The organism is Aromatoleum tolulyticum (assembly GCF_900156155.1).
In the GTDB taxonomy this organism is placed as follows: Bacteria; Pseudomonadota; Gammaproteobacteria; order Burkholderiales; family Rhodocyclaceae; genus Aromatoleum; species Aromatoleum tolulyticum.
Map to the genome: position 1 here is coordinate 65316 of NZ_FTMD01000007.1, position 26703 is coordinate 92018.

General features: G+C 67.7%; 28 protein-coding genes. 11 read left to right on the forward strand and 17 right to left on the reverse strand.

All coding sequences use genetic code 11. The annotated features are described in order from the left end of the window. Positions 1-29 precede the first annotated feature (29 nt). From lipB to BW991_RS11985, 10 genes are all read right to left on the reverse strand, one after another. Positions 30-677 (reverse strand): lipoyl(octanoyl) transferase LipB, encoded by a 648-nt coding sequence (gene lipB, locus BW991_RS11940; protein WP_084205069.1) that lies wholly within the window; start codon positions 675-677, stop codon positions 30-32. Beyond that, on the reverse strand, positions 677-949 hold the full coding sequence (locus tag BW991_RS11945; protein ID WP_076602341.1) for a YbeD family protein: 273 nt from the start codon (positions 947-949) through the stop codon (positions 677-679). The genes lipB and BW991_RS11945 overlap by 1 nt, the downstream gene beginning before the upstream one ends. After that, positions 942-1799, reverse strand: coding sequence for an aminotransferase class IV (locus tag BW991_RS11950; protein WP_076602342.1), 858 nt, complete (start codon positions 1797-1799; stop codon positions 942-944). Before BW991_RS11950 ends, BW991_RS11945 begins: the two co-directional genes overlap by 8 nt. A 19-nt stretch (positions 1800-1818) precedes the next feature. Then, on the reverse strand, positions 1819-2946 hold the full coding sequence (locus BW991_RS11955) for a D-alanyl-D-alanine carboxypeptidase family protein (protein WP_076602343.1): 1128 nt from the start codon (positions 2944-2946) through the stop codon (positions 1819-1821). Positions 2947-3090: 144 nt separating this feature from the next. Further along, positions 3091-4098, reverse strand: coding sequence for a septal ring lytic transglycosylase RlpA family protein (locus tag BW991_RS11960; protein ID WP_076602344.1), 1008 nt, complete (start codon positions 4096-4098; stop codon positions 3091-3093). Positions 4099-4114: 16 nt separating this feature from the next. Continuing rightward, complete coding sequence (gene rodA / locus BW991_RS11965; RefSeq protein WP_076602345.1) at positions 4115-5257, reverse strand: rod shape-determining protein RodA; 1143 nt, start codon at positions 5255-5257, stop codon at positions 4115-4117. After that, the gene (gene mrdA, locus BW991_RS11970; protein ID WP_076602346.1) at positions 5254-7236 is read right to left on the reverse strand and encodes a penicillin-binding protein 2; all 1983 of its coding nucleotides are present in this window, start codon (positions 7234-7236) and stop codon (positions 5254-5256) included. Before mrdA ends, rodA begins: the two co-directional genes overlap by 4 nt. A 4-nt stretch (positions 7237-7240) precedes the next feature. Beyond that, entirely contained in the window at positions 7241-7762 is a 522-nt protein-coding gene (gene mreD, locus BW991_RS11975; RefSeq protein WP_076602347.1) for a rod shape-determining protein MreD, read from the reverse strand. Positions 7763-7774: 12 nt separating this feature from the next. Further along, the gene (gene mreC / locus BW991_RS11980; protein ID WP_076602348.1) at positions 7775-8671 is read right to left on the reverse strand and encodes a rod shape-determining protein MreC; all 897 of its coding nucleotides are present in this window, start codon (positions 8669-8671) and stop codon (positions 7775-7777) included. A gap of 57 nt (positions 8672-8728) precedes the next feature. Beyond that, the gene (locus tag BW991_RS11985; protein WP_076602349.1) at positions 8729-9772 is read right to left on the reverse strand and encodes a rod shape-determining protein; all 1044 of its coding nucleotides are present in this window, start codon (positions 9770-9772) and stop codon (positions 8729-8731) included. Between the two features lie 119 nt (positions 9773-9891). Here BW991_RS11985 and gatC point away from each other — a divergent pair, with 119 nt between their 5' ends. From gatC to BW991_RS12020, 7 genes are all read left to right on the forward strand, one after another. Further along, positions 9892-10179 carry an Asp-tRNA(Asn)/Glu-tRNA(Gln) amidotransferase subunit GatC gene (gatC, locus tag BW991_RS11990; protein ID WP_076602350.1) on the forward strand — a complete coding sequence of 96 codons (288 nt, stop codon included), beginning with the start codon at positions 9892-9894 and terminating at the stop codon, positions 10177-10179. A gap of 3 nt (positions 10180-10182) precedes the next feature. Next, on the forward strand, positions 10183-11646 hold the full coding sequence (gene gatA, locus BW991_RS11995) for an Asp-tRNA(Asn)/Glu-tRNA(Gln) amidotransferase subunit GatA (protein WP_076602351.1): 1464 nt from the start codon (positions 10183-10185) through the stop codon (positions 11644-11646). A 7-nt stretch (positions 11647-11653) separates the two neighbouring features. After that, positions 11654-12190, forward strand: a complete 537-nt coding sequence (locus BW991_RS12000) for a hypothetical protein (RefSeq protein ID WP_076602352.1) — start codon at positions 11654-11656, stop codon at positions 12188-12190. Positions 12191-12217: 27 nt separating this feature from the next. After that, entirely contained in the window at positions 12218-13687 is a 1470-nt protein-coding gene (gatB, locus tag BW991_RS12005; RefSeq protein ID WP_076602353.1) for an Asp-tRNA(Asn)/Glu-tRNA(Gln) amidotransferase subunit GatB, read from the forward strand. A gap of 37 nt (positions 13688-13724) precedes the next feature. After that, on the forward strand, positions 13725-14546 hold the full coding sequence (locus BW991_RS12010; protein WP_076602354.1) for a class II glutamine amidotransferase: 822 nt from the start codon (positions 13725-13727) through the stop codon (positions 14544-14546). 70 nt (positions 14547-14616) lie between these two features. Further along, the gene (locus tag BW991_RS12015; protein ID WP_076602355.1) at positions 14617-15039 is read left to right on the forward strand and encodes an HIT family protein; all 423 of its coding nucleotides are present in this window, start codon (positions 14617-14619) and stop codon (positions 15037-15039) included. Positions 15040-15077: 38 nt separating this feature from the next. After that, positions 15078-16718 (forward strand): hypothetical protein, encoded by a 1641-nt coding sequence (locus BW991_RS12020; RefSeq protein ID WP_076602356.1) that lies wholly within the window; start codon positions 15078-15080, stop codon positions 16716-16718. Here BW991_RS12020 and phoR read toward each other — a convergent pair. After that, positions 16660-17979 carry a phosphate regulon sensor histidine kinase PhoR gene (gene phoR / locus BW991_RS12025; protein WP_076602357.1) on the reverse strand — a complete coding sequence of 440 codons (1320 nt, stop codon included), beginning with the start codon at positions 17977-17979 and terminating at the stop codon, positions 16660-16662. The two genes, BW991_RS12020 and phoR, sit on opposite strands and share 59 nt — an antisense overlap. 56 nt (positions 17980-18035) lie before the next feature. After that, entirely contained in the window at positions 18036-18740 is a 705-nt protein-coding gene (gene phoB, locus BW991_RS12030; protein WP_076602358.1) for a phosphate regulon transcriptional regulator PhoB, read from the reverse strand. A gap of 161 nt (positions 18741-18901) precedes the next feature. Here phoB and BW991_RS12035 point away from each other — a divergent pair, with 161 nt between their 5' ends. From BW991_RS12035 to BW991_RS12050, 4 genes are all read left to right on the forward strand, one after another. Continuing rightward, entirely contained in the window at positions 18902-19324 is a 423-nt protein-coding gene (locus BW991_RS12035; protein WP_076602359.1) for a gamma-butyrobetaine hydroxylase family protein, read from the forward strand. Positions 19325-19326: 2 nt separating this feature from the next. Beyond that, the gene (ubiE, locus tag BW991_RS12040; RefSeq protein WP_076602360.1) at positions 19327-20064 is read left to right on the forward strand and encodes a bifunctional demethylmenaquinone methyltransferase/2-methoxy-6-polyprenyl-1,4-benzoquinol methylase UbiE; all 738 of its coding nucleotides are present in this window, start codon (positions 19327-19329) and stop codon (positions 20062-20064) included. Between the two features lie 70 nt (positions 20065-20134). After that, a complete protein-coding gene (locus BW991_RS12045; RefSeq protein ID WP_076602361.1) occupies positions 20135-20992 on the forward strand; it encodes a Tim44 domain-containing protein in 858 nt (285 codons plus the stop codon). A 35-nt stretch (positions 20993-21027) separates the two neighbouring features. After that, complete coding sequence (locus BW991_RS12050) at positions 21028-21630, forward strand: ubiquinone biosynthesis accessory factor UbiJ (RefSeq protein ID WP_076602362.1); 603 nt, start codon at positions 21028-21030, stop codon at positions 21628-21630. 186 nt (positions 21631-21816) lie between these two features. Here BW991_RS12050 and BW991_RS12055 read toward each other — a convergent pair whose 3' ends face one another. The 5 genes from BW991_RS12055 to BW991_RS12075 are packed head-to-tail and all read right to left on the reverse strand — an operon-like array spanning position 21817 to position 26701. Then, positions 21817-22242, reverse strand: coding sequence for a F0F1 ATP synthase subunit epsilon (locus BW991_RS12055; protein WP_076602363.1), 426 nt, complete (start codon positions 22240-22242; stop codon positions 21817-21819). A gap of 53 nt (positions 22243-22295) precedes the next feature. Continuing rightward, a complete protein-coding gene (gene atpD / locus BW991_RS12060; RefSeq protein ID WP_076602364.1) occupies positions 22296-23696 on the reverse strand; it encodes a F0F1 ATP synthase subunit beta in 1401 nt (466 codons plus the stop codon). A gap of 26 nt (positions 23697-23722) precedes the next feature. After that, entirely contained in the window at positions 23723-24592 is an 870-nt protein-coding gene (atpG, locus tag BW991_RS12065; protein ID WP_076602365.1) for a F0F1 ATP synthase subunit gamma, read from the reverse strand. Positions 24593-24613: 21 nt separating this feature from the next. Continuing rightward, on the reverse strand, positions 24614-26152 hold the full coding sequence (atpA, locus tag BW991_RS12070) for a F0F1 ATP synthase subunit alpha (protein ID WP_076602366.1): 1539 nt from the start codon (positions 26150-26152) through the stop codon (positions 24614-24616). Between the two features lie 12 nt (positions 26153-26164). Further along, positions 26165-26701, reverse strand: coding sequence for a F0F1 ATP synthase subunit delta (locus BW991_RS12075; RefSeq protein ID WP_076602367.1), 537 nt, complete (start codon positions 26699-26701; stop codon positions 26165-26167). Positions 26702-26703: the final 2 nt, after the last annotated feature.

Below are 26703 nucleotides of genomic sequence, written 5' to 3' on the forward strand. Positions count from 1 at the left end.
GGTAACGGGCGCTTGTGGCACCCGCCGCATTATGGCCTGTCGATGGCCGGCCGGGGTGCGAGCAGCCGCTCGAGATGGGCGAGCAGGTGCTCCCCCACTTCGGCGACGCCGTCGGTCACGCCGAAATCCTTCATCCTGATCGTCTTCAGCCCCTCGTAACCGCAGGGGTTGATCGCCGAGAACGGCGCGAGGTCGGCATCGACGTTGAGCGCAAGGCCGTGGTAGCTGCAGCCGTTCCTGACGCGCAGGCCCAGCGCCGCAATCTTGTCGCCGCCGATATACACGCCCGGCGCGCCGTCCTTGCGCGCGGCCGCGAGGCCGTAATCGGCGAGGCAGTCGATGAGCGCCTGCTCCATCAGCGTGACCATCTCGCGCACCTTGAGGCGGCGGCGGTGCAGGTCGATGAGCAGGTAGACGACGATCTGACCGGGTCCGTGGTAGGTGATCTGGCCGCCGCGGTCGATCTTCACCAGCGGGATGCCGGTCTCGCGCAGCAGGTGCTCGGGCTTGCCGGCCTGGCCGAGCGTGAATACCGGCGGGTGCTCCAGCAGCCACAGCTCGTCGGCGGTCTCGTCGGTGCGCGCGTCGGTGAACGCGCGCATCGCCGCCCAGGTCGGCTCGTACTCGACGAGGCCGAGCCGGCGCACGACCAGCGGCAGGGCGTCCACCACCTGCACTACAGCACCACCTTCACCAGCGGGTGACCGGACAGCTCGCGGTACAGCGCATCGAGCTGCGCCTTCGACACGGCGCGCACGGTGCAGGTCAGGGAAATGTAGTTGCCCTTGCTCGACGGCCGCATCTGCACCGTCGCGGGATCGAAATCCGGCGCATGCTTGCGCACGACGTCGACGACGGCCTGCGCGAACTCGTCCACGCGCGCGCCCATGATCTTGATCGGGAAATCGCAGGGAAACTCGAGGAGGGTTTCGGGGTTCTGGTCAGCCAACGCGCATCACCGTGTTCTTGAATTCCTGGTACCAGGCATGCATCTCGCGCCCCACCGGACCGGGCCGGCCGTCGCCGATCGGGCGTCCGTCCAGGCTGGTGATCGCGAGCACTTCCTTGGTCGACGAGGTGAGCCACACCTCGTCGGCGGTGCGCACCTCGTCCTCGAGGATCTCGCGCACCGCATGTTCGAGACCGTGCGTGGCCGCCAGTTCCAGCACCACGTCGTAGGTGATGCCGGGCAGCATCAGGTGGCTCTTGGGCGGCACGAGCATCACGCCGTCGCGCACGACGAAGATGTTGGACGCCGCGCCTTCGGTGAGGAAGCCGTCGCGGAACAGCACCGTCTCGGCACAGCCCTTGTCGATGGCGACCTGGCGCAGCAGGCAGTTCGCCAGCAGCGCGGTGGTCTTGAGGTCGCAGCGCGCCCAGCGGAAATCGGCAGCGCTCACGGCCGCAACGCCGCTCGCCAGCACGTCGGCCGACGGCGTCACGAGCGCCTCGCTCATCAGGAACACCGTCGGGCGCATCACCGCCGGGAAGGCGTGGTTGCGCCGCTCGTCCGGACCGCGCGACACCTGCAGGTAGATCGACTGGTCCACCCAGGCGTTGCGCGCGACGAGCTCGCTCACGATCGCTTCCCATTCCGCGGCCGTATGCGGGTTCGGGATGCGCACCGCGTCCAGCGTGCGCCCGAGACGCGCGATGTGCTCGGCGATGCGGAAGGGCCGGCGCGAATACACCGGGATCACCTCGTAGGCGCCGTCGCCGAAGAGGAAGCCGCGGTCCATCGGCGAGATGCGTGCCTCGGTCAGCGGCTGGTAGGTGCCGTCGAGGTAACAGATGCTCATGAGCGCCTCCGCAGGCCTCTTACAGGCTCTTGATCCACATCACGATCGTATCCCACAGGCGGCCGAAGAAGCCGGCGACGGGAACGTCCTGCAGCGCGACGACCGGGTATTCGCCGATCGGCTGGCCGTCGAGGGTGAGCTGCAGCGTGCCGACCTGCTGCCCCTTCTGCAGCGGCGCGACGACCGGCTGCTGGCTGGTGAGCTGGCTCTGCACCTTCTCGGCCTGGCCCTTGGGCAGGGAAATCACGAAGTCCTTGAGGAAGCCCACCGGCAGCTCGTTCTTTTCGCCCTTCCACACGCGGAAGCGCGACAGCTCCTGGTTCGCCGAATACAGTCTGGCGGTGTCGAAGAACTGGAAGCCGTAGTTCAGCAGCTTGAGCGATTCCTGCGCGCGGATGGTGTCGGAATCGGTGCCCAGCACCACCGACACGAGGCGGCGCTGGCCGCGCAGGGCCGATGCGATCAGGCAGTAGCCGGCCGCCGCGGTGTGGCCGGTCTTCAGGCCGTCGACGGTCGGATCGAGCCACAGCAGGCGATTGCGGTTCGGCTGCGTGATCTTGTTGTAGGTGTATTCCTTCTGCGAGTAGTAGCGGTAGTACTCGGGGAAGTCGCGCGAGATCGCCGACGCGAGCAGCGACAGGTCGCGCGCGGTGGTGTAGTGGTTGGGGTCGGGCAGGCCCGAGGAGTTCATGAAGCTGGTGTTCTTCATGCCCAGGCGCTGCGCCTCGCGGTTCATCAGGTGGGCGAAGGATTCCTCGCTGCCGGCGATCAGCTCGGCGAGCGCGACGCAGGCGTCGTTGCCCGACTGGATGATCATGCCCTGCACCAGCTCCTCGACCGTGACCGGCCTGTCGGGCTGGATGAACATGCGCGAGCCTTCCATGCGCCAGGCCCTCTCGGACACCGGCACCGTCTGCTGCAGCGTGATGCTGCCGCTCTTGAGCGCCGCGAAGGTCAGGTAGGCCGTCATCAGCTTGGTCAGCGACGCGGGCTCGATGCGCGCGTCGGCCTCGCGCGCGGCGAGCACCTGGCCGGTGGCCTGGTCCATCAGCAACCAGCTGCGGGCGGCGAGCGTGGGGGGGGGGACGTTCTGGGCGGAAACTGCGAAGGAGACGACGGCGAACAGCAGGGCGGCGAGAAAACGCATGAGATTCGGCAGACGGGTGGCAGTGGGCAGGTATCGGGGCAGGAAGAAGCCGGCCGGCGGGAGGGTCGGGGCAAAGGATCGATTATAGAGGCTTGACCGACCCCGACAGGAGACCGGCGCAGGCAGCAATTGGTTCAGATTGCATCAGCGGGTTACGACGAAGGGGCGGAACTTCAGTTCGCGCGCAATGCGTTCGGCCTCGCCCTTCGCTTCCGTCACCGACGCGAAGGGGCCGAGATGCAGGCGGTAGCGCTTGCCGTCGGCGAGGACTTCGAGACGGTCGGCATGCTCCGCGAAGGCATCGCGCACCATGCCGCGGAAGCCTTCCGCGCTCGCCACGGAGGAAAACGCACCGAGCTGCAGGAAGATGCCGCGCGTGGCATCCGTGAGCGTGGACGGCTCGGCCATCGCGAGCTGCACCGGCGGTTCGACCGGCACCGGCGTCGGCGGCACGAAGGCCGCCGGCTTGCGCCCGGGCAGCGGCGGGATCGGTTTTTCGGTCGCGATCATCTCGACGCCGTCGGGGACGATGGCCTCGACTTCGACCTCCGCGCTGCCGACGTTCGCGTAGCCCAGGCGATGCGCGGCCGCGTAGGACAGATCCATGACGCGGCCCTTGTGGAACGGCCCGCGGTCGTTGATGCGCACGACCACCGAGCGCCCGCTCGCGCGATGCGTGACGCGCGCATAGCTCGGGATCGGCAGCGTCGGATGGGCGGCGGTCATCGAGTACATGTCGTAGGGCTCGCCGCTGGACGTCGGCTTGCCGTGGAAGCGCTTGCCGTACCAGCTCGCGCGGCCGAGCTGGCGGAAGGGCATCACGGCGGTCGCCGGCACGTAGTCCTCGCCGAACACGTTGTACGGGCGGTTGGCGAAGCGGTGCAGCGGCTCCGCGCGCGGCTGCGCGTCGGGGATGTCGTCGAGGTTGGCCGGCGGGTTGTCGCCCGGACCGTCGTCCTTGTAGTAGGCGCCGCCGCGCTTCTGCACGACTGCGCTCTTGCCCGGCGCCGGCGCGGGCTGGGGCGATGTCGCGGCGGTGCCGGCCAGCGGCGGCGTCGTGCTGCAGCCGGCCAGCGCCAGCACGGCCGCGATCAGGCCCGCGAACAGCAGCTTGTATCCGGACGGGCCGGTTTGCAGGGTATGCGTCGGCATCGGTCTGTCTCCGTAATCACGCCTGCGCGAGCACGCGGCTGCGCTGGATGCTCATCAGTATCCCGATCCCGAGACACAGCGTGACGAGCGCGGTTCCGCCGTAGCTGATGAAGGGCAGCGGCACCCCCACGACCGGCAGGATACCGCTGACCATGCCCATATTAACGAAAGCATAGGTGAAGAAAATCATCGTGATGGCGCCGCCGAGCAGGCGCGTCGCGAGCGTCGGCGCCGTCGCCGCGATGTAGAAGCCGCGCAGCAGCAGCAGCGCGTAGATCGTCAGCAGCAGCACGATGCCGATCAGGCCGAACTCCTCGGAGAGCACCGAAAAGATGAAATCGGTGTGGCGCTCGGGCAGGAAGGCGAGGTGGGTCTGCGTGCCGCCCATCCAGCCCTTGCCGAGCACCCCGCCCGAGCCGATCGCGATCGTCGACTGGATGATGTGGAAGCCCTTGCCGAGCGGATCCTGCGTCGGGTCGAGCAGCGTGCATACGCGATGCTTCTGGTATTCGCGCAGACCCGGCCATTCGACGCCCGGCTGGCAGATGTGGTCGCCGAAACCGACGATCGCGACGATGCCGATCACGCCGACGGCGACCACCGGCACGATCAGCTTCCACGACAAGCCGGCGAAGTAGATCACATACACGCCCGCGGCGGTCACCAACACCGCCGTGCCGAGATCCGGCTGCACCATGATCAGTCCGACCGGCACGACCAGCAGCAGGCCCGCGACGACGAACTCGCGCAGGCCGATCTGGCCCTCGCGCTGCTGGAAGTACCACGCGAGCATCAACGGCATGGCGATCTTCATGATCTCGGACGGCTGGATGCGCGTCACGCCGATGTCGAGCCAGCGTGTCGCCCCTTTCGAGGTCTCGCCGAAGAGATCGACGGCGACGAGCAGCAGCACGCCGATCACGTACAGCGGCAGCGCAAGGCTCAGCAGGCGCTGGGCCGGCAGGCGAGCCGTCGCCCACATCGCCGCGAGCGCGACGACGGTGTTCACCTGCAGGGAGGCGACGCGCTCCGGCGAGGCGCTCATCATCACGACGAAAGCGTAGGCGAGCAGCAGGCCGAGCAGCAGCAGCAAGGGCGGGTCGATCGGGCGCAGGAAGCCGCTGAGCAGCTCGCGCGGATGGAAACGCGTGTCGGTCATTCGGAACGAACCCCCTCGTCGTGCCCGCCCGCATCGGGCTGAGCGGGATCTGCGGCATGCACCTCCGCGTGCTTGTGGCCCGCGTGCTCGTCGCCCTCGTCGCCCGCATCGATATCCTCGCCGGCCGGCTGTTCGCGGCGCTTGCCGAGCAGGTGGAAGTCGATCACCTGGCGGGCGATCGGCGCCGCCGACTGCGCGCCGAAGCCGCCGTTCTCTACCAGCACCGCGAGCGCGATCGTCGGCTTGTCGGCCGGCGCGTAGGCGATGAACCACGAATGGTCGCGCAGGCGCTCGCTCACGCGCCCTTCGACGTAGCGCTGGCCGCGCAGCGAGAATACCTGCGCCGTGCCGGTCTTGCCACCGGCCGAGTAGGGCGCGCCGGCGAAGGCGCGCGCCCCGGTACCGGCCCTGTTCACGTCCACCATCGCCTGACGCACCGCGGCCACATGCTCGGGTTTGAGGGGGATGGTGCGGATCGGCTCGGGCTCGACGACGCGGCGTTCGCCCGTCGCCGGATTGACGACATGACGCACCACGTGCGGCCGGAACATCTTCCCGTCATTGACGAGCGCCGCCAGCGCGTTGGCCATCTGCAGCGGCGTGTAGGCGTTGTAGCCCTGGCCGATGCCGACCGAGATCGTCTCGCCGCCGAACCACTTCTGATGTTCCTTCTTGCGGAAGCGCTTCTTCTTCCATTCCGGCGTCGGCAGCACGCCCTCGGCCTCGCCGGGCACGTCGATGCCGGTACGCGACCCGAAGCCTAACGGGCGCATGAAGTTCGCGATGCCGTCGATGCCCAGGTCGTTGGCGAGCTGGTAGTAGTAGGTGTTGCACGACACGACGATCGATTTCGGCAGATCCACCATGCCGTGGCCGCCGGGCTTGTCATCCATGAAACGGTGGCCGCCGAACATGAAGTAGCCCGGATCGGGGATCGTCTGCGTGATCGTGCGCTTGCCCGCCGACAGGCCCGCCATCGCCATGAAGGGCTTGAAAGTCGAACCGGGCGGGTAGGCGCTGAAGATCGCTCGGTTCACGAGCGGGTGATCGGGCGATTCGTTGAGCGACTTCCAGTCCTCGGTCGAGATGCCGTCGACGAACAGGTTGGGGTCGTATCCGGGCTTGGACACCAGCGCCAGCACGCCGCCGGTCGCCGGCTCGATCGCCACGAGCGCCCCGCGGCGCTTGCCGAAGGCCGCCTCGGCGACCTTCTGCATCTCGATGTTGAGCGTGAGTTCGAGGTCGTTGCCGGCCACGCCCGGCGTGCGTGCGAGCTGGCGCACCGCGCGGCCGCCGGCATTCACCTCGACCTGCTCGGCGCCGGTGATGCCGTGCAGCACCGCCTCGTAGCTCAACTCCAGGCCGCTCTTGCCGATGTACTCGGAGCCGCGGTAGTTCGCCTCGTCGCCCGACTCCTCGATACGTTCGCGGTCGCGCTGGTTGATGCGGCCGATGTAGCCGATCACGTGCGACGCGAGGTCGCCATGCGGATAGTCGCGGAACAGGCGCGCCTGCACCTCGACGCCGGGGAACTGGTAGCGGCGCGCGATCACCCGCGCCACTTCCTCCTCGGTCAGGCGCGTGCGGATCGGCACGCTCTCGAAATTCTTGCTCTCTTCGAGCAGCTTCTTGAAGCGCCGCCGGTCGCGCGCGTCGATCTCGATGATCTCCGCCAGCCCGTCGATCGTCGCCTCGAGGTCGCGCACGCGCGAGGGCGTGATCTCCAGCGTGTAGGCGGCGTAGTTGCGCGCGAGCGGCACGCCGTTGCGATCCGTGATCGAACCGCGCCCCGGCACGATGGGCAGCAGCGCGATGCGGTTGTCCTCGGCGCGGGTGTGGTAGTAGTCGTAGCGCACGACCTGCAGGAACCAGAAGCGCGCCACCAGCAGGCCGAAGCACACGGCGATGAAGATGCCCGCGATCAGAACGCGGCGGCGGAAGCGCCCCAGTTCCTCGTCGGGGGTACGGAATTCCATCATCGGTTCAGATCGGCCGGTTGTCGTCCCGGTCCACCGGCTGGTACTGCGGCAGCAGCAACAGATAGTTCAGCGGCACCCACAGCGCCGCGCTCGTGAGGCTGGACAGGAAGTACCACCACCCGGGGAATTCGGCGCCGGCCAGCAGGCGCACGACGACCATGATCACCTGCGTCAGCAGCAGCAGTGGGAACATCTGCAGCGCCTGCTGAGTCGGCGGGAACCACAGCACGCGGCGCGACACCGCGGTCGCGAGATAGCACAGCACGACGTAGGCGAGGGCATGCTGCCCCATCGCCGCACCGTGGCCGATGTCGACCAGCACGCCGAACAGGAAGCCCGCGCCCATGCCGACACGCAGCGGCTCGCGGATCGACCAGAAGGCCAGCACCAGCGCGACCCAGTCGGGCACGCCGGGCGTCAGCCCGGTCGGGATGTAGCTCAGCGCGAGCGCGACCAGCAGGCTCAGGTAGGCGAACCAGGTCTTGGCCGGCTGCAGGATGCGACTGGAGCGGTGGGTCGGCTGCATGAATGGCTTTCCTTAACCCTTGCGTCCCTTGCGCGGCTCGGGTTCGGGCTCCGGCGCCGGACGCGGCGGCGGCGGCTCGGCGCGTCCGAGCAGCAGCACCTGGGTCGTGCGCTCGACGCCGGCGACCGGCTCGCACACGATCACGGCGAAAGTCTGCGCGTCGCGGTCGACGCTGACGACGTCGGCCACCGGCAGCCCGGCGAGAAACAAGCCGTCGAGGCCCGAGGTCACGAGGCGATCGCCGACGCGCACGTCCGCGCCCGACAGCGTGAAGCGCAGCTCCAGCCGCCCCTGACCCGCACCGGCGAGCACGCCGCGCAGCCCGTTGCGCGCGACCTGCACCGGTACCGCCTGATCCTTGTCGGTGAGCAGCGTGACCTCGGCCTGCACCGGATACACGCGCGTGACCTGCCCGATCATGCCCTGTTCGTTGACCACCGCCATGCCGGCCTCGACGCCCTGCTGGCTGCCGCGGTTGAGGATCACCTTGCGGTCGAACGGGTCCGGCGCGTCGTAGAGGATCTCGGCGGCCACGCTTTTCGCCGCGATCGACGCCCCCATCCCGAGAAGCCCGCGCAGGCGGCGGTTTTCCTCCTCGAGCTGCTCGAAGCGCAGCAGCCGCTGTGCCGCCTCCAGTTCGCGGCCGCGCAGCATCGAGTTGTCCTTCTGCACCTCGACGAGGGTGCCGAAATACACCGCCGCGTTGCGCACGAAGTCGGCGGGTGCGGCGGCCGCCATCTGCAGCGGCCAGGTCGCCACCGACAGCGCCTGGCGCACGACTTCGAGGTAGCGGAACTTCAGGTCGGCGACCAGCATCGCCAGGCACACCGACACGAGCACCAGCAGCCGCACCAGCGGAGTAGGTCCCTGCCTGAAGATCGGTGGAGACGGATGACCGGCGAGGGACATCGTGAGGCGTGTGCGGCGGAGCGCGGCAGACCCGGAAGCCTGCCGCAACAACGCAACTTACTCGGACGCGAAGATGGACCCGAGCTTGTCCATCTTCTCCAACGCCATGCCGCAGCCGCGCGCGACGCAGGTCAGCGGCTCCTCCGCGACGATCACCGGCAGGCCGGTCTCTTCCATCAGCAGGCGGTCGAGGTCGCGCAGCAGCGCGCCGCCGCCGGTCAGCACCATGCCGCGGTCGGCGATGTCCGCGCCCAGTTCAGGGGGGGTCTGTTCGAGCGCGATCTTCACCGCGGAGACGATCTGGTTGAGCGGCTCGGTCAGCGCCTCGAGGATTTCGTTCGACGAAATCGTGAAGCTGCGCGGGATGCCTTCGGCGAGGTTGCGCCCCTTCACTTCCATCTCGCGCACCTCGGAGCCCGGGAAGGCCGAGCCGATTTCCTTCTTGATGTTCTCGGCGGTGGTGTCGCCGATCAGCATGCCGTAGTTGCGGCGGATGTAATTGACGATCGAGTCGTCGAACTTGTCGCCGCCGACGCGCACGGAACCCGCATAGACCATGCCGCCCAGCGAGATCACGCCGACTTCGGTGGTGCCGCCGCCGATATCGACGACCATCGAGCCGGTCGCATCCGACACCGGCAGGCCGGCGCCGATCGCCGCCGCCATCGGCTCCTCGATCAGATAGACCTGGCTCGCGCCGGCCGCCAGCGCCGCGTCACGGATCGCACGACGCTCGACCTGGGTCGAACCGCAGGGCACGCAGATGATGATGCGCGGGCTCGGCGAGAACATGCGCGAGTCGTGCACCTTCTTGATGAACTGCTTGATCATCTGCTCGGTGACGACGAAATCGGCGATCACGCCGTCCTTCATCGGCCGGATCGCCGTGATGTTGCCCGGGGTCTTGCCCAGCATCTGCTTCGCCGCATGGCCGACCGCCTGGATCGTGCGCTTGGCGTTGGGCCCGCCCTCGGTACGGATCGCGACGACGGACGGCTCGTCGAGCACGATGCCCTTGCCGCGCACGTAGATCAGCGTGTTCGCGGTGCCAAGGTCAATGGCCAGATCGTTGGAGAAATAGGAACGCAGGAAGCCAAACATGCGGAAAATCCCGAAACCGGTAAGGAAGGTGGGCGGTGGGGCGGATGCCCGGCCGGACTGGCGGCAAACGAGTATGATAACCTACAAATCTTTGTGATTTAAGCGGGTTTTGTTTCCTCATGTCGCTTACCACTGAACAGGTCCTGCGCATCGCCGGACTCGCGCGCATCGAACTCGCCGACGGCGACGTCGAGGCCACGCGCGCCAAGCTGAACGGAATCTTCGGCCTGATCGAACAGATGCAGGCGGTCGACACCAGCGGGGTCGAACCGATGAGCCACCCGCAGGACGTCGCGCAGCGCCTGCGGACCGATGTCGCGACCGAACCGGACCGCCGCGAGGCCTTCCAGCGCGTCGCCCCGCAGACCGAAGCGGGCCTCTACCTCGTCCCGAAGGTCATCGAGTAAGCCATGATCAACGCCAGCCTCACCGAACTGCGCGCCGCACTCGACGCGAAGCGGATCTCCAGCGTCGAGCTCGCGACGCTGTTCCTCGACCGCATTGCCGCGCACAACCCGTCGCTCAACGCCTTCATCACCGTCGACCGCGACGGCGCCCTCGCTGCCGCCCGTGCTGCCGACGCGCGCATCGCCGCCGGCAACGCCGGCCCGCTCACCGGCATCCCGCTCGCGCACAAGGACGTGTTCTGCACCGAAGGCGTGCTGACGACCTGCGGCTCGAAGATGCTGTCGAACTTCGTCAGCCCCTACGACGCCCACGTCGTCTCGCTGCTGAAAGCCGCCGGCGCGGTGAACCTGGGCAAGACCAACATGGACGAGTTCGCGATGGGCTCGTCGAACGAGAACTCGCACTACGGCCCGGTGAAGAACCCCTGGGACACCACCCGCATCCCGGGCGGCTCTTCCGGCGGCTCGGCCGCCGCGGTCGCCGCACGCCTCGCGCCGATCGCCACCGGCACCGACACCGGCGGCTCCGTGCGCCAGCCCGCCGGCCACACCGGCATCACCGGCATCAAACCCACCTACGGCGTCGTCAGCCGCTACGGCATGATCGCGTACGCGAGCTCGCTCGACCAGGGCGGCGCCTTCGGCGCGTCCGCGGCCGACTGCGCGCAGCTCCTCACCGCGATGGCCGGCTTCGACGAGCGCGATTCCACCAGCCTCGAGCGCCCCGCCGAGGACTACGCGCGCGAGATCGCCGCGCCGGCGAACGACAAGCCCCTCGCGGGCCTGCGCATCGGCCTGCCGCGCGAATTCTTCGCCGAGGGCATGGCCGAGGACGTGCGTGCCGCGGTCGAAGCGGCGCTCGACCAGTACCGCAAGCTCGGCGCGACCACCGTCGAGGTGAGCCTGCCCAACGCCAGGCTCGCGATCCCCGCCTACTACGTGATCGCCCCAGCCGAGGCGTCGAGCAACCTGTCGCGCTTCGACGGCGTGCGCTACGGCCACCGCGCCGCCGAATACCGCGACCTCGCCGAGATGTACGCGAAGAGCCGCGCCGAAGGCTTCGGCGCCGAGGTCAAGCGCCGCATCCTCGTCGGCACCTACGTACTGTCGCACGGCTACTACGACGCCTACTACCTGCAGGCGCAGAAGCTGCGCCGCCTGATCGCGCAGGACTTCCAGGCCGCTTTCCGCGAATGCGACGTGATCGCCGGCCCGACCAGCCCGACCACCGCATGGGCGATCGGCGAGAAGACCGACGATCCGGTGCAGATGTACCTGTCGGACATCTACACGATCGCCGTGAACCTCGCCGGCCTGCCGGGGCTGTCGCATCCCTGCGGCTTCGGCGGCGGGAATCTCCCCGTCGGCCTGCAGCTCATCGGCGACTACTTCGGCGAAGCGCGCCTGCTGGGCACCGCTCACCAGTACCAGCAGGCGACCGACTGGCACCTGCGCCGTCCGGCCTGAGCGTCCCATGCGCCGCCTTCATCCCGCCCTACGCACTGCGGCGCTCGCCGCCACCGTGCTGCTCGGCGCCTGCGCGACCCCGCCCGAGCGCAAGCCCGAACCCGAGACCGCCGCGCCTTCATCGGCCCAATCCGCCGCACAGGCCGCTGCCGAGGCGGAGCCGGAACGCGCGCTGCAGCGCGGCCGGCTCAAGCCCATGCCGGTGCGCCCGCTCTCCATCAAGACCGACTGCCGCTTCAAGGACGAGGTCGGCTACGGCGGCAGCGCCGTGCTCGACGTCAGCTACTCCGAGGTGCGCGCGTTCGCCGCCACGGTCGATGTCCCCAAGCGCGGCAGCTGCAAGTTCGAACTCGCGGACTTCAAGCAGGTGCTCAAGGAGCCGCACGTCGAACTGCAGGCCCGCGACGGCTGCACGGTGCGCATGTGGGAACAGGGCGAACAGGTCACCGTCGCATTCTCCGAATGCGCGAAACGCTGCACCCGCGGCACGTTCGAATACGTATGGCCGATCCTGGTGGACCGGTCGAGCGGCCAGTGCACCTGACCGCGTCAAGAATCCAGAGATACGAACATGAGCAGATCGGATTGGGAAGTCGTCATCGGGCTGGAAGTGCATGCCCAGCTCAACACCGCGTCGAAGATCTTTTCCGGCGCCAGCACCGCCTTCGGCGCCGCGCCGAACGTGCAGGCCTGCGCCGTCGACATCGCCCTGCCAGGCGTGCTGCCGGTGCTCAACCGCGGCGCCGTCGAGCGTGCGATCCGCTTCGGCCTGGCGATCGGCGCGAACGTCGCGTCGAAGAGCGTGTTCGCGCGCAAGAACTACTTTTACCCCGACCTCCCCAAGGGCTACCAGATCAGCCAGTTCGAGCTGCCGGTAGTGCAGGGCGGCGAAATCACGATCCGCGTCGGCGAAGGTGACAAAGCCTACGAGAAGACCGTGCAGCTCACCCGCGCCCACCTCGAGGAGGACGCCGGCAAATCGCTGCACGAAGACTTCCACGGCATGAGCGGCATCGACCTCAACCGTGCCGGCACGCCGCTGCTGGAAATCGTCTCCGAGCCCGACATGCGCTCCTCCGCCGAGGCCGTCGCCTACGCCCGCGCGCTGCACGCGCTGGTGCGCTGGATCGACATCTGCGACGGCAACATGCAGGAAGGCTCCTTCCGCTGCGACGCCAACGTCTCTGTGCGCCGTCCCGGCGGTCCGCTCGGCACGCGCCGCGAGATCAAGAACCTGAACTCCTTCCGCTTCCTGCAGCAGGCGATCGACTTCGAAGTGCAGTGGCAGATCGACACCATCGAGGACGGCGGCAGGATCCAGCAGGCGACCGTGCTGTTCGACCCCGACACGGGCGAGACGCGCATGATGCGCTCGAAGGAAGACGCGCACGACTACCGCTACTTCCCCGACCCGGATCTGCTGCCGCTGGTGATCTCGCCCGAGTGGAAGGCGCGCGTCGCTTCCGAGATGCCGGAGTTGCCGGGCGCGATGAAGGCGCGCTTCATGGAACAGTGGGGCCTCTCCGCGTACGACGCGACGACCCTCACCGCGTCGAAGGAAGTCGCCGCCTTCTACCAGGCGACCGTCGACGCCGCCGGCGTGGCGCAGGCAAAGCCCTGCGCCAACTGGGTCATGGGCGATCTCGCCGCCCGTCTCAACAAGGCCGAACTCGACGCCTCCGCGTCCCCGGTCTCGCCCGCGCAGCTCGCCGGCCTGGTCGCGCGCATCACGGACGGCACGATCTCGAACAACATCGGCAAGAAGGTGTTCGAAGCCCTGTGGAACGGCGAAGGCGGAACGGACGCAAATGCGGCCGACGCCATCATCGAGGCCCAGGGCCTGCGCCAGACCAACGACGCCGGCGCGATCGAGGCGATGATCGACGAAGTCCTCGCAGCAAACCAGAAGTCGGTCGAGGAGTTCCGCGCCGGCAAGGACAAGGCCTTCAACGCACTCGTCGGCCAGGTCATGAGGGCGAGCAAGGGCAAGGCCAACCCGGCGCAGGTCAACGAACTCTTGAAACGCAAGCTGGAAGGCTGAACCACCCTTTCACCGCAACACGCTCGGGGGACGCGCGATGTGCCAGCTCCTCGGAATGAACTGCAACGTGCCGACGGACATCTGCTTCTCGTTCGCCGGCTTCCAGGCGCGCGGCGGCGCCACCGACGTGCATGCCGACGGCTGGGGCATCGCCTTCTTCGAGGGACGCGGCGTGCGCGTCTTCCTCGACCCCCAGCCCAGCGCCTCCTCGCCGGTCGCGGAGCTGGTGCGCAGCTACCCGATCCGCTCGCTCAACGTCATCGCGCACATCCGCAAGGCCACCCAGGGTCAGGTCACGCTCGACAACACCCACCCCTTCCAGCGCGAGCTGTGGGGGAGCTACTGGATCTTCGCGCACAACGGCAACCTGCTCGACTACGCACCGCACTTCGACGGCCGTTTCCTGCCGGTCGGCAGCACCGACTCGGAGTCCGCGTTCTGCGACCTCCTGCAGCACCTCGCCGCCGAATTCCCCGACGGCCCGCCCCCGGCCGAAGCCCTGTTCGCGGCCCTGCGCCGGCTCGCGATCCGCATCGGCGCGCACGGCCCGTTCAACTTCCTGCTGTCGAACGGCGAATACCTCTTCGCCCATTGTTCGACCAAACTCACCTACATCATCCGCCAGGCACCGTTCGCCACCGCGCACCTCTCCGACCAGGACCTCAGCGTCGACTTCAGCCGGCTCACGACCCCGGCAGACCGCGTCGCCGTGATCGCGACCGCACCGCTGACCGACAACGAGGTGTGGCACGCGATCCCGCCCGGCACCCTGCTCGCGTTCCGGCACGGCGCGATCGAGACGCTGGGCGAAGCGACGACCATCGCCGGCAATCCCGCCGCGGGCGCGGGCAGCGTGTAGATTTCGCTTCGCAGCTTCATGCCGAAAGGCTACAGTCCGAGTTTTCACCATCCTGCCGAAGGGGAAACCCGTGTCCGATTGCCCACTGTGTCCAGCCGCCAACGAGACCCTGGTCTGGCGCGACGGCAGCTGCCGCGTCATCCTCGTCGATGAGCCGGGCTATCCCGGCTTCTGCCGCGTCGTGTGGAACCATCACGTCGCGGAAATGACCGACCTCAACGGAGGCGAGCAGCGCCACCTCCTCAATGTCGTGCTCGCGACCGAAGCCGCGCTGCGCCAGCTGATGCGCCCGGACAAGATCAACCTCGCGAGCCTCGGCAACATGGTGCCGCACCTGCACTGGCACGTGATCCCGCGCTTCGCCGACGATGCGCACTTCCCGCAGTCGGTGTGGAGTGCGCCGCAGCGCACCGGCGCGCAGCGCGCGGCCCCGCCGGTGGAAACCCTCGCCACGACGCTGGTCGCGATGCTCACCGAACAGACCGCCGGATGACCCCGGCACGCACGGACCGAACGCACCACGGAGAACCCATGGGTTATCACGATCCCGTCGAGTGTCTGGAGCTGCTCAACAGGCTGCATCCGCTGAACGTCGACGAGACCCACAGACTGCTGTCGGAGATGGTGCCGGCGCTACAGCGCAACCCGCCGGCGCCCGATCAGCACCTCGAGATCCTCGAGGCGGCACGTCCGCACGTCGCACTCGCCCAGTCGGCGATGGCCAGCCGCTATGCCGCGCATCCGCTGCCGCCCGACAGCGCCGAAAACGCGACCCTGCGCAGCGTCGTCACGCTGTGGCAGGCCATGGCCCGGTCCTACGGGCAGGTCGCACGCACGAGCGGCGCCGAGATCCTGCCGGCCGACCGGCGCGCATTGCTGGCGCAACGGCGCATCCACTACGCGGGCATGGTCCCGCTCGAATACTTCCGCGCCCACCGCGCGCTCCCCAAGGGAACGTGGACCGCGCTGCACGACGGCTTCTGCGCCGCCGAGGCGCTGGGCGTCGCCACGACACGCGTCCCCGACGCGCTCAACGACATCTGGAAGGCGCAAAGCCCGGCCGAAGCCTTCGTCGCCGTGCTGCTCGTCGACCTCGCCAACCCCTACGGCCGCAGCGAGCGCGACCTTGGCTGGGTGTGCCGCTGGGCGCAGCGCTTCGCCCCCTACTGCGAGCTGCTCGGCGGACCCGACGGCGAAACCCCGCAACCGGCGGCCTACGGACTCGACCTCGGCGCCGACCACGGGCTGCGTCCCCTCGGCGTGCTCGCGCCATCGGCGGCGCTGCGCCGCTTCGACGGCAGCAAGCTCGCCGGGCAGATCCAGGCCGTGCTCAAACAGTTCAAGCAAGGCGTCACTCCATCCTCGCTCGGGCTCGGCGCCGACTGCCCCGTCGACGCCAGCGCCAAACTGCTGCTGTCGCTGTACCGCCCCTGGGGCCTCGCCTCCGCGGGGCGCCGTTTCCCGCGACGCGGCACGCAGGGGCGCGCCGAACTCACCGCCGGCTGGTCGTCCATCGCTTTCCACGTCAGCGGCAAGCCCTTCGAACAGCCCCCGATCTACGCGACGCAGCGCAGCCTGCGCAGCGACATCTCGCTGCTCACCTTCGGCGAGCGCGTCACCCAGGCCGAAAACCCACGCTGGAACGAGAACGAACGCCGGCGCGCGGCGGCGCGGCTCGGCTTCACGTGCGAGCACTGGCAGGTCGCGGACCATTCGGTCAGCGGCTTCCGTCTGTACCAGGATCCCCACACGCAGCGCCTCGAACACCATCAGCTCGTCGGCGTCCGCCCGCCAGACGGCGAGCACTACCTGCTCGCGCAGCTCAGCTGGCTGATGTATCGCGCCGACGGCGTCATGGAAGCGGGCGTGCAGGTGCTCCCCGGTCTGCCCCGGGTCGTCGCGGTGCGCCCCTTCGGCCTCACGGGCAATGTGCACGAAGCCTTCCTCGAGGGCTTCCTGCTGCCCCCCACGCCGGCATTGAAGGCGGAAAGCTCGCTGATCCTGCCGGCGAAATGGTTCCAGCCGCAACGCGTCATCGACGTCGTCGACGGCGGCCAGCGTTACCAGCTGCGACTCACGAAGGCGATCCTGCGCGGCCCCGATTTCGTGCAGGTCAGCTATGAAGCGCTGGAGTCGCCGGCCCCAGGCGCGAAGCCGGGAAGCGCGCGCTGAAGCGGCTCCCCTTGCCGGGCTCGCTGGCGATGCGCAGCTCGGCCTGGTGGCGCGACAGGATGTGCTTGACGATCGCCAGCCCCAGGCCGGTACCGCCCGTCTCGCGCGAGCGTCCGCGGTCCACACGGTAGAAGCGCTCGGTCAGGCGCGGGATGTCTTCCGCCGCGATGCCGATGCCGTTGTCCTCGACGGCAAATTCCCCGCGACCTTCGGTGCAGCTCCAGCTCAAGCGGATGCGACCGCCGGACGGCGTGTAGCGCACCGCGTTGCTGGCAAGGTTCGCAAACGCCGAGCGCAGCTCCTTCTCGCTGCCCAGCAGCGTCGCGCAGCCCGCGCGCGCGTCGATGTCGGCGTCGATCTCGTGCCGGCCGTTGGACAGCAGGCGCGTATCGTCGGCGATGCTGTGCACCAGCGCGGCGACGTCCACGCGCTCCTCGACCGCCGCCGGCGCGCCCGTCTCCAGCGCCGACAGGGTGAGCAGGTCCTCGATCAGCGTCTGCATGCGCAACGACTGGTCGAGCGCGAGCTGCAGGAAGTTTGTCACGTCCTCGGGCGCAAAATCGTCGCGGCCGTCGATCAGCGTCTCGAGGAAGCCCGTCACCACGGTCAGCGGCGTGCGCAGCTCGTGCGACACGTTGGCGATGAAATCGCGCCGCATCGTCTCCAGCTTCTCCAGCTGGCTGACGTCACGCGACACCACCATTTTCTGCTCATCGCCGAAGGGCACGACCTGCAGCAGCAGCGTGAGGCCCGCCCGGCGCGTCGAATGCAGCACCAGCGGATCCGTGAAGTCGCCCGCCTGCAGGAAACGCACGAATTCCGGCTCGCGCACCAGCGTCGTCACCAGTACCCCGTGGTCGCGCCGTCCGTCGATGCCGAAGTGCTGCTCCGCCTTGCGGTTGAGCCATTCGATACGGTCGTTCGCCGACAGGTACAGCACCCCGTCCGGCATCGCCTGACTCGCCTCGTGGAAGCGGTCGAGCGCGTCCGTCAGGCGCTCGCGCAGGTCGAGCGAGGTGCGCGAACGCCGGTCCAGGTCGTAGTAGACGTGCGCCCAGATGCCGACCCCTGCGGGCAGCGGCATCCCGGCCGGCGCGTGCATCCATTCGACCAGCCGCTGCAGGTTCAGCAACTGGTAGGCGAGCATCGCCAGCAGACCGGCGAACAGCATCGCCAGCGCTGCGACCTTGCCGCCGATCGCGCCGACGATCAGCGCCAGCAGGGCCACCAGGCCCAGCATGCGCACCGCCTGCCACCACACGTATCGCGATTCCGGTCTGATGAGAAACTCCCGCTCGAGGTTACCAGGCCGGAATCTTACACGCCGGCCACGGCCGGCTGCGCCGACAGGCGATAGCCGCTGCCGCGCACGGTCTGGATCAGCCCGTCATGGCCGACCGGCTCCAGCGCCGCGCGCAGGCGCCGCACGTGCACGTCCACCGTGCGCTCCTCGACGAAGACATGGTCACCCCACACCTGGTCCAGCAGCTGCGCGCGCGAATGCACGCGCTCGGGATGGGTCATCAGGAAATGCAGCAGGCGGAACTCCGTCGGCCCGAGGGTCACCGGACGTTCCCCGGCGCAGACGCGGTGCGTCGCCGGATCGAGGCTCAGCCCGCCCAGCTCCACGGAATCTTCCGTCGCCTGCGGCGCGCGCCGGCGCAGCACCGCCTTGATGCGCGCGACCAGTTCGCGCGGGCTGAAGGGCTTGGTGATGTAGTCGTCCGCGCCCATCTCCAGGCCCGCGACCTTGTCCTGCTCCTCGCCGCGCGCCGTCAGCATGATGATCGGGATCGCCCGCGTGCGCTCGTCCGCTCGCAGGCGGCGCGCCAGCTCGATCCCCGACATGCCCGGCAGCATCCAGTCGAGCAGCACCAGATCCGGCAGCGCGTCGCGCACGATGCGCTGCGCCGTCTCGGCATCGCCGGCACGCACCACGTGATGCCCGGCACGTCCGAGGTTGGCGGCAATCAGTTCCTGGATCGCCGGTTCGTCTTCCACAAGCAGGATGTTCGCGGCCATATTCACACTCCATGTCGTCGCACGCAGTGTATTGCAGGAAATTGAAGTTTTTGTGACAGGTCACGTTCCCGCAACACGTGCCGTGCAAAAGCCCGCAGGGGACGGGCGGGCGCCGATTCGGGTATGATTGACACCCCCTCCATCCGCAAGCAGGGGCAAGCATGGCCGGCCTCGACGACGACACCCCCATCCCCACCGCACTCACGCTGCACCGCAAGTCGCGCGTGCTCGAAATCGCCTTCGGCGAAGAGCGACAGTACGCGCTGCCTTTCGAATACCTGCGCGTGTATTCCCCGTCCGCCGAAGTCCGCGGCCACGGCCCCGGGCAGGAAACCCTGCAGGTCGGCAAGCGCGACGTCGAGCTCCTCGACATCGAGCCGGTCGGCCACTACGCCGTGAAGCTGGTGTTCTCCGACGGCCACGACAGCGGCCTGTATTCCTGGGACTACCTCCACATGCTCGCCACGCAGCACGATACGCTGTGGCAGCAGTACCTCGACCGCCTCGCCGCGGCCGGCGCGAGCCGCGACCCCGCCGACAACCCACCGCCCGCGCCCACGCACGGCTGCGGCCACAAGCACTGAACATGAACGACAAGACCACCCACTTCGGCTTCCAGACGGTCGCCGAAGGCGAGAAGCAGCAGCGCGTCGCCGAGGTCTTCTCCTCGGTCGCGACCAAGTACGACATCATGAACGACCTGATGTCCTTCGGCCTGCACCGGCTGTGGAAGGCGTTCACGATCCAGATCTCCGGCGTCGGCCGCGGCGACCGCGTGCTCGACGTCGCCGGCGGCACCGCCGACCTCTCGCTCGCCTTCGCCAAGCGCGTCGGGCGCGAAGGCCAGGTGTGGCTCACCGACATCAACCACGCCATGCTCTCGGTCGGCCGCGACCGCGTGCTCGACCGCGGCTACGCGCTGCCGGTCGCACAGTGCAACGCCGAGAAGCTGCCTTTCCCCGACAACTGGTTCGACTGCGTGACGGTCGCCTTCGGCCTGCGCAACATGACGCACAAGGACGCCGCGCTGGCCGAGATGCGCCGCGTGCTGCGTCCGGGCGGCCGCCTGCTGGTGCTCGAATTCTCCAAGGTGTGGGCTCCGCTTTCCCCCGTCTACGACCTGTACTCCTTCAAGATCCTGCCGTGGATGGGCCAGAAGGTCGCCGGCGACGCCGACAGCTACCGCTATCTCGCCGAGTCGATCCGCATGCATCCGCCGCAGGAGGAACTCAAGGCGCTGATGGAACAAGTCGGTTTCAAGCGGGTCGACTACTTCAACCTCAGCGCCGGCATCGTCGCGCTGCACCGCGGCTACAAGGTCTGAACACCGGCGCATCCCGCACCGGCCCTGCCGTGCGGAGCGGAACACGGCGCACCATGGAGTGACACGAGCCATGAACAAGTTCGTCCTCGGCCTCATTGCGATCGTCTTCACCCTCGGCCTGGGCGTCACCGACGTCGAGGCCAGGCGCCTCGGCGGCGGCAGCAGCCTCGGGATGCAACGGCAGATCAGCCCGCCGCAGGCGCCGCGGCAATCCGCGACACCCGCTCCGCAACCGTCTCCGACCGCCGGCGCAACGACGCAGCCCCGGCGCTCCTGGATGGGCCCGCTCGCGGGTCTCGCCGCGGGCATCGGCCTCGCCGCGCTGTTCTCGCACCTCGGCCTGAGCGAGGAACTCGCCTCCGTCGTGCTGATCGCCCTGCTGGTGTTCGCCGCCTTCGCCCTCTTCCGCATGCTCACGCGCCGCACCGGCGACTCCCGCGCCGGCCCCGGCATGCAGTACGCCGGCGCCGTCCATGGCGGCGGGGCCACGCCGGCACCCGCGTCGCCCGCGGCGGTCCTCCCCGGCGGCAGCGGCGACGCCGGCGCCCGAGCGTTTCCGCACGATTTCGACGCCGAGGCCTTCGCCCGCCAGGCCAAGGTCAATTTCATCCGCCTGCAGGCTGCCCACGACGCCGGCAACCTCGACGACATCCGCGAGTTCACGAGTCCCGAGATGTACGCCGAAATCCGCCTGCAGATGGCCGATCGCGGCTTGAGCGAGCAGCGCACCGACGTCGTGGAACTCAATGCCCAGGTGCTCGAGGTCGCCGAGGAAGCACAGCGCTACATCGTCAGCGTGCGCTTCACCGGCCTGTTACGCGAGGAGCCAGGCGCCTCGCCCGCGCCCTTCGACGAAGTCTGGCACCTCACCAAGCCGCTGAGCGGCGCCGGGGGCTGGGTCGTCGCCGGCATCCAGCAAGTCGCCTGATATCGCGCTGCGCTGCTGCATTCCCCTTCGAATACATGTCCGCACTGAATTTCGCTACCCGCGGCGCCCTCGCCGCCGTCAATCACCTGCTTGCGCGCGCCGACTGGGCACGCGAGCGCCTCGCCCCGCACGCCGGCCGCTGCGCGCGCCTGCGCGCCGAGCCCGTCGAGTTGCTGTTCGCGATCGACAGCGACGGCTACCTCATCGACAGCGATGCCGACCAGGAGCCTGGCGTCACGCTGTCGCTCCCGCTCTCGGCCCTGCCGGGCCTCGTCGGCGGGGACGCCAACAAGGCGATGAATGCGGTGCGCATCGAAGGCAACGCCGAACTCGCCGACACCCTCGGCTTCGTGTTCCGCAACCTGCGCTGGGATGCCGAGGAAGACCTGTCGCGCGTGTTCGGCGACATCGTCGCGCACCGCATGGTGCAGGGCGCCGGCAGCCTGCGCCAAATGCATGAGCGCGCGTGGGCCGGCCTCACCGGCAACCTCGCCGAATATCTCGCGGAGGAACAGCAGGCCCTCGTCACCCACGGCGCGCTTGCCGCCCTCGGCGACGAACTGCGCGCGCTGCGTGACGATCTCGCGCGCCTCGACAAACGCGTCGGCCGGCTCGCCGCGCCCGGACGCCACGCCTGAGCCCGCACCGTACATTACTCCGCGACCCGCAGCGCCCCTGGAACCGCCGCCCGCCGTGCATCACTCCCGGGCCAAACGGCATCGGCTTGAACGACGGCCGCTCATGCGGCGGACGCAAATGAAAAGGGCAGTCCTTGCGGACTGCCCTTCGTGCTTCATGCTCGCCGCCGACGCGGCGAACGCCGATCAGTGACCGCGCTTGCGCAGCTTCTGGATCGCGGCGATCTGGGCGATCGCTTCGGCCAGTTCTGCCTGAGCCTTCGCGTAGTCCAGCTCCGACGACTTGTTCTGCAGCGCCTCTTCCGCCATACGTTTGGCTTCGAGGGCCTTGGCCTCGTCGAGATCCTTGCCCCGGATCGCGGTGTCCGCCAGAACGGTGACCAGCCCCGGCTGAACTTCCAGGATGCCGCCGGCGACGAAAACCAGCTCTTCTTCCGCCTGATCCGGCACCTTCACACGCACCGCGCCCGGCTTGATCCGGGTCATCAGCGGCATGTGGCCGGGCAGGATCCCGAGTTCGCCCGCTTCGCCCGGAAGCGCAACGAACTCCGCCAGGCCGGAAAAGATCTGCTCTTCCGCGCTGACGATGTCCACGTGGACCGTCATTGCCATGTTGACTCCTTTTCAAGGCCGCGCGACAGCGGACTGCCGCGCGGCGGGCCAGATTACTGGAGCTTCTTGGCCTTCTCGATGGCCTCTTCGATGCCACCGACCATGTAGAACGCCTGCTCCGGCAGGTGATCGCACTCGCCGTTGACGATCATCTTGAAGCCCTTAATCGTCTCCTTCAGCGGCACGTACTTGCCCGGCGAGCCGGTGAACACTTCCGCGACGTGGAAGGGCTGCGACAGGAAACGCTGGATCTTCCGCGCACGCGACACGGCCAGCTTGTCTTCCGGCGACAGTTCGTCCATGCCCAGAATCGCGATGATGTCGCGCAGTTCCTTGTAGCGCTGCAGCGTCATCTGCACCTGACGGGCCACGCCGTAGTGCTCTTCGCCGACGACCAGCGGGTCGAGCTGGCGCGAGGTCGAGTCGAGCGGATCGACGGCGGGGTAGATACCCAGCGCAGCGATGTCACGCGACAGAACGACGGTCGAGTCGAGGTGGAGGAAGGTGGTCGCCGGCGACGGGTCGGTCAAGTCGTCCGCAGGGACGTACACGGCCTGGATCGAGGTGATCGAGCCGACCTTGGTCGAGGTGATGCGCTCCTGCAGGCGGCCCATTTCTTCCGCCAGCGTCGGCTGGTAGCCCACCGCGGACGGCATACGGCCCAGCAGCGCGGACACTTCGGTACCGGCCAGGGTGTAGCGGTAGATGTTGTCCACGAAGAACAGGATGTCGCGGCCTTCGTCGCGGAAGCGCTCGGCCATCGTCAGGCCGGTCAGCGCGACGCGCAGACGGTTGCCCGGGGGTTCGTTCATCTGACCGAACACCATCGCAACCTTGTCGAGAACGTTGGAGTCCTTCATCTCGTGGTAGAAGTCGTTGCCCTCACGGGTACGCTCGCCCACGCCTGCGAACACCGACAGACCCGAGTGCTGCTTGGCGATGTTGTTGATCAGCTCCATCATGTTCACGGTCTTGCCCACGCCGGCACCGCCGAACAGGCCGACCTTGCCGCCCTTCGCGAACGGGCAGACCAGATCGATAACCTTGATGCCGGTTTCGAGCAGGTCGACCGACGGCGAAAGATCGTCGAACTTCGGGGCCTTCGCATGGATCGGGCGCAGTTCGTCGGCCTGGATCGGGCCGGCTTCGTCGATCGGGCGACCCAGCACGTCCATGATGCGACCCAGCGTGCCGTGACCGACCGGCACCGAAATCGCCTTGCCCGTGCCCGTCACGGTCATGCCGCGGCGCAGGCCGTCGGACGAACCGAGCGCAATGGTACGCACCACGCCGTCGCCGAGCTGCTGCTGGACCTCGAAGGTCAGCCCGTCTTCGGCGAACGAACCGGCGGCGCTGTCGAGCTTGAGCGCGTCATACACCTTGGGCATCGCTTCGCGGGGGAACTGGATATCCACCACGGCGCCGATGCACTGAACGATAGTTCCTTGACTCATCGTCGTTTCCTTAAATCAATATTCCGTTACACCGCGGCGGCGCCGCCGACGATCTCCGACAGCTCCTTCGTGATCGCGGCCTGGCGGGTCTTGTTATAGACCAGCTGCAGATCGCCAATCACGGTCTTGGCATTGTCGGAGGCGGCCTTCATTGCCACCATTCGCGCACTCTGTTCGGAAGCCATGTTCTCGGCGACAGCCTGGTACACCAGCGCCTCGACGTAACGCACGAGCATTTCGTCGATGACCACCTGCGGGTCCGGCTCGTAGAGGTAGTCCCACGAGCTGTCGGGGGTGCCAAGCTGTTCGCCCGACAGCGGCAGCAGCTGCTCGAGCACCGGCTCCTGCTTCATCGTGTTGATGAAGCGCGTGTAGGCAATGTAGACCGCGTCGAGCTCGCCGTTCTGGAACGCGTCGAGCATGACCTTGACCGGGCCGATCATCTTTTCCAGGTGCGGCGTATCGCCCATCTGCACGACGTGCGACACGACGTTCGCGCCCATCCGCTGCATGAAGCCGAAACCCTTGTTGCCGATGCAGCAGGCACGGATATCGGAAACGCCGTTGGCGTTCCATTCCTTCATCGCGTTCAGCGCGACACGCTGGATGTTGGTGTTGAGACCGCCGCACAGACCCTTGTCGGTGGTGACGAGGATCAGGCCCACCCGCTTGACCTGGTCCTTGTGGACCAGGAAGGGGTGCTTGTAGTCGGTCACATTGGCCTGGGACAGGTTCGCGGCGAGTCGGCGGATCTTGTCGGCATAGGGACGGGCAGCGCGCATCCGGTCCTGCGCCTTGCGCATTTTGGATGCGGCCACCATTTCCATGGCCTTGGTGATCTTGCGCGTGTTTTGCACGCTCTTGATCTTGGTACGGATTTCCTTACCGCTAGCCATATTCCGTCTCCGTCCGCGGCCTTAGGCCCAGCTCTTCTTGAACTCTTCGATCGTGGCGACGAGTTGCTTCTCGCCGTCGGCGTCGAGCTCCTTGGCGGACAGGATCTTGGAGACCAGCGCGGCGTTCTTCGTCTTGACGAACTGCTGCAGGCCGTTCTCGAAGGCGAGCACGCGGCCGACTTCGACGTCGTCGAAGTAACCGTTGTTCACCGCGAACAGCGTGATGGCCATCTCGGCGATCGACATCGGCGCGTACTGGACCTGCTTCATCAGCTCGGTCACGCGGCGGCCGCGCTCGAGCTGCTTGCGCGTCGCGTCGTCGAGGTCCGAAGCGAACTGTGCGAAGGCCGCGAGTTCGCGGTACTGCGCTAGGTCGGTACGGATACCGCCGGAGAGCTTCTTGACGACCTTGGTCTGCGCGGCGCCACCGACTCGCGACACCGAGATACCGGCGTTGATCGCGGGACGGACACCGGCGTTGAACAGGTCGGTATCAAGGAAGATCTGGCCGTCGGTAATCGAAATGACGTTGGTCGGAACGAACGCGGAAACGTCGCCGGCCTGGGTTTCGATCACGGGCAGCGCGGTCAGCGAACCGGTCTTGCCCTTGACTTCGCCGTTGGTGAACTTCTCGACGTAGTCGGCGGAGACGCGCGAAGCGCGCTCGAGCAGACGCGAGTGCAGGTAGAACACGTCGCCGGGGTAGGCTTCGCGGCCCGGCGGGCGGCGCAGCAGCAGCGAGATCTGACGGTAGGCCCAGGCCTGCTTGGTCAGATCGTCGTAAATGATCAGGGCGTCCTGGCCGCGGTCGCGGAAGTACTCGCCCATCGTGCAGCCCGAGTACGGGGCGATGAACTGCATCGCGGCGGACTCGGAAGCGGTCGCGGCGACGACGATGGTGTATTCCATCGCGCCGTGCTCTTCCAGCTTGCGCACCACGTTCGCGATCGTCGAGGCCTTCTGGCCGATCGCGACGTAGACGCAGAACATGTCCTGGCCTTTCTGGTTGATGATCGCGTCGACGGCGACGGCGGTCTTGCCCGTCTGGCGGTCGCCGATGATCAGCTCGCGCTGGCCACGGCCGATCGGCACCATGGAGTCGACCGACTTCAGACCGGTTTGCACCGGCTGCGAAACCGACTGACGCCAGATAACGCCCGGCGCGACCTTTTCGATCTTGTCGGTCAGCTTGGCGTTGATCGGGCCCTTGCCGTCGATCGGCTGACCCAGCGCGTTGACGACGCGGCCGATCAGTTCGGGACCGACCGGCACTTCGAGAATGCGGCCCGTCGCCTTGACGGAATCGCCTTCGGTGATGTGCTCGTACTCGCCGAGAACCACCGCGCCGACCGAGTCACGCTCGAGGTTCAGCGCGAGGCCGAAGGTGTTGCCAGGGAATTCCAGCATTTCGCCCTGCATGACGTCGGCGAGGCCGTGGACGCGGGTGATGCCGTCGGTAACCGACACCACCGTACCCTCGTTGCGCGACGTGGCTGCGAGCTGCAGGTTCTGGATCCGGCTCTTAATCAGATCACTGATTTCAGAGGGGTTGAGTTGCATCTGGGTATGCTCCTAGTTCTTTAGCGCAGCGGCCATGTTCGCGAGTTTGCCGCGGACCGAGGCGTCGATCACTTCGTCGCCGATGGCGATACGGACCCCCCCGATGAGTTCGGGGTCGAGGCTCACGCTGATGTTCAGCTTCGTCTTGAAACGGTTTTCAAGATCGGCTTTCAGCGTTGCCAGGGTCGCATCGTCGAGCGGGAAGGCGGAGGCGATTTCCGCCTCCTTGACGCCCTCATGTTCGTTCTTGAGATCGACGAACAGGTCACGGATCTCCGGAAGCACCTGCAGGCGTTCGTTGTCCACGAGGACGCGGACGAAATTCTGCAGTTCGGGGGTCAGGCCCTGACCCGCAACGTCGAGGAACAGCTGGTACAGCTGCTGCGCCGACAGTTTCGGATCACTGATGCAGGCCCGCATCGAGCTGTCCGCGGCAATCGCGGCCAGCCGATCGAGTGCTTCCGACCAAGGCCCCAGCGCACCTGCCCCGCGGGCCAGCTCGAAGGCGGCATCCGCATAGGGGCGCGCGATGGTGACGTTCTCGGCCATGA